Source organism: Mesorhizobium sp. M7A.F.Ca.CA.002.04.1.1 (assembly GCF_004022805.1).
Taxonomy (GTDB): domain Bacteria; phylum Pseudomonadota; class Alphaproteobacteria; order Rhizobiales; family Rhizobiaceae; genus Mesorhizobium; species Mesorhizobium ciceri.
On record NZ_RZPL01000856.1, the window covers coordinates 1 to 2,232 of the forward strand.

At 59.4% G+C, this 2,232-nt stretch carries 5 protein-coding genes and 1 pseudogene; 4 read left to right on the plus strand and 2 right to left on the minus strand.

The genetic code is table 11. From position 1 onward, the window contains the following. A partial coding sequence (locus ENZ75_RS29475; RefSeq protein WP_206617128.1) for a 3-deoxy-7-phosphoheptulonate synthase occupies positions 1 to 152 on the plus strand: 152 nt, incomplete at its 5' end. Positions 153 to 221: 69 nt separating this feature from the next. Here ENZ75_RS29475 and ENZ75_RS29480 read toward each other — a convergent pair. After that, positions 222 to 365, minus strand: a complete 144-nt coding sequence (locus ENZ75_RS29480; RefSeq protein ID WP_335918377.1) for a hypothetical protein — start codon at positions 363 to 365, stop codon at positions 222 to 224. A gap of 99 nt (positions 366 to 464) precedes the next feature. On the opposite strand from ENZ75_RS29480, the gene ENZ75_RS29485 reads away from it, so the two are divergent. The 3 genes from ENZ75_RS29485 (at position 465) to ENZ75_RS29495 (ending at position 1,950) form a co-directional block, all read left to right on the plus strand. Continuing rightward, a complete protein-coding gene (locus ENZ75_RS29485; protein ID WP_013531901.1) occupies positions 465 to 881 on the plus strand; it encodes a GFA family protein in 417 nt (138 codons plus the stop codon). Positions 882 to 962: 81 nt separating this feature from the next. After that, the gene (locus ENZ75_RS29490; RefSeq protein ID WP_024503562.1) at positions 963 to 1,322 is read left to right on the plus strand and encodes a diacylglycerol kinase; all 360 of its coding nucleotides are present in this window, start codon (positions 963 to 965) and stop codon (positions 1,320 to 1,322) included. A 40-nt stretch (positions 1,323 to 1,362) separates the two neighbouring features. Further along, positions 1,363 to 1,950 carry a hemerythrin domain-containing protein gene (locus ENZ75_RS29495; RefSeq protein WP_063167905.1) on the plus strand — a complete coding sequence of 196 codons (588 nt, stop codon included), beginning with the start codon at positions 1,363 to 1,365 and terminating at the stop codon, positions 1,948 to 1,950. A 3-nt stretch (positions 1,951 to 1,953) separates the two neighbouring features. Here the strand turns inward: ENZ75_RS29495 and ENZ75_RS29500 are convergent. Continuing rightward, a pseudogene (locus tag ENZ75_RS29500) lies at positions 1,954 to 2,232 on the minus strand (DUF1109 family protein); the annotation flags it as partial.

A 2,232-nucleotide genomic window follows, 5' to 3' on the forward strand; every position in this document is an offset into this window, starting at 1 on the left:
GCGCCATCACCGCCGAGGAGTTGCAGGACCGCTACCACACCCATTGCGACCCGCGCCTCAACGCCGACCAGGCGATCGAACTGGCGTTCCTGGTGTCAGACCTGCTCAAGAAGAGCCACCCGGTGCAGCACAAGCAGGTTGCGAACGGTTAAGCTCGATTTCGGCCTGAACGGCTGACGGAAAAAGCGCTGGAGAAATCCGGCGCTTTTCTTTTGGTTGGTTCAGTGCCCGCGTTCCCAGCGCAGGCCGGCGAGTCTGGGGTCAGCAAACGCCGCCCTTGAAAACTCGATGCGCTTTTCCGGAAACTCGCAGATCGCCTGCACGCCGAACGCACCAAGCCGGATGCGCCAGGTCCGCGGCTCCATTCTCCACGCCAGTACATGTCGCATTTGCTTGCGTGCGTGCGCCGCAAAGCTGGAATCCTGAAGGCGATGCCAGGCACTTTTCTTTCAAGGAGGATCGACGTGAGTGGTGGTCACCAGGGATCGTGTCTGTGTGGAGCCGTCCGCTTCAGAACGAACGGAGCGTTGCGTGGCGTCGTCTATTGTCATTGCTCGCAATGCCGCAAGCAGAGCGGACATTTCTATGCCGCGACCAATGTTGCCAATGTCGACATCGTGATCGATGGCGTGGAAAGTATCACCTGGTACGAAGCCTCTACCTTCGCCAGGCGTGGGTTCTGCAAGGCATGCGGGTCGGTGCTGTTCTGGAAGCCGCGAGACCAGGACTACGTTTCAGTCATGGCGGGATCGTTCGACAAGCCGACAGGTCTTGAGGGGGAATGCCATATCTTCGTTGGTGACAAGGGCGACTATTATTCGATCGACGACGGGCTGCCGCAGTTTGAAAAGTCGACACCGTCCATACCGGTTGCTGAATGAATCTTGGACAAGTCACCTTATTCCATTGATCTGGCCAGCCATTGCATTATCCCGTGCCGGTGATTCGCAAAGGGGTTTGGCATGCAGCGGCTGATCGACGCTTATTTCAATTCGGTGCGGGCGTTTCGCAAGCTGGCCGCCAGCGAGAAGGCTTTCCAGCAGGAGCTGATGCTGCTGGCGCTGGCACTGCCGCTCGGCTGGTTCGTTTCGATCTCGTGGCGCGGTTATGCCTTGCTGATCGGCGCGGTGCTGCTCTTGATCATGGTCGAGGTGCTTAACACCGGCATCGAGGCGGCATGCGACGCTTTCAGCCGCGAGTTCAATGTCGACATCCAGTTGGCCAAGGATTGCGGTTCGCTGGCGGTGCTGATTTCGGTGCTCATCGTCGCCGGTGTCTGGGGCATCGCCATTATCGAGCGGATCACTGGGCTACCGATCTAGCCTTTCGATGCCTATATGGCAGTCACCAAAGGAGACTGTCATGGCCGGGGCCGCCAATTTTCTGCTTCTCGAACGCGTGGGCCTGCCAGACGATCTGCGCTGGCTCGTCGAAAAATACCCGCGTGAAAACTGGCAGGACCATGCCAACGTCCACGGCATCGCCAATATGTGGCTGCAGCGGCACGACATGTTCCGCGAACTTGGCGGCATGCTGGCCAACGGCATTGACGACTTCCGTGAGGGACGGCTGACGGCGCCTGATTTCGCGCGCTGGTTCGCGCCGCGCCTCAATCATTTTCTTGGGCATCTCGACGGTCACCACAATGTCGAGGATTATCAATATTTCCCGATCTTCGCCAAGGCCGAGCCCCGTTTGAAGCGCGGCTTCGAGATTCTCGATGCCGACCACCACACCATCCATGAAGGGCTGGAGCGCAATGCCGAGGCGGCCAATGCCTTCATTAAGACGCTTCAGGAGAGCGAGGACAGACAGCGCTTTGCAGCCGACGCCTATGCCGACGAAAACAGCCGGCTGATCGCCATGCTGACAAGACATCTTGCCGACGAGGAAGACCTGATCGTCCCGCTTATCCTCGATCGGGGGGATCAGGCGCTCGGCGTGGATTGACGATCAGCCTTCCCTGGCGCGTTCCCTCCTGGCGATGTGACGGGCGACGAGCCATGCCACAACGGCCACGGTCAGGCCGATGCCAAGACCGATCAGCAACCGTTCGTGATGCATCAGCGCCTGGCCGATGAAGTGCTCTGCGCCAAGTCCAAAGACATAACCGATCGTACCGAACAGCACCGCCCAGACCGCCGATGAAAGCGCGTTGAGGATGACGAAGCGCGGCGCTGTGATATTGGAGAGCCCGGCTGCAATGCCGCCGACGAGACGCATGCCGTAGAT

Excerpts from the sequence above, each read along its gene's own strand:
- ENZ75_RS29480 (WP_335918377.1), bottom strand. The coding sequence starts at position 365 with ATGGAGCCGCGGACCTGGCGCATCCGGCTTGGTGCGTTCGGCGTGCAG.
- ENZ75_RS29490 (WP_024503562.1), top strand. The coding sequence starts at position 963 with ATGCAGCGGCTGATCGACGCTTATTTCAATTCGGTGCGGGCGTTTCGC.
- ENZ75_RS29495 (WP_063167905.1), top strand. The coding sequence starts at position 1,363 with ATGGCCGGGGCCGCCAATTTTCTGCTTCTCGAACGCGTGGGCCTGCCA.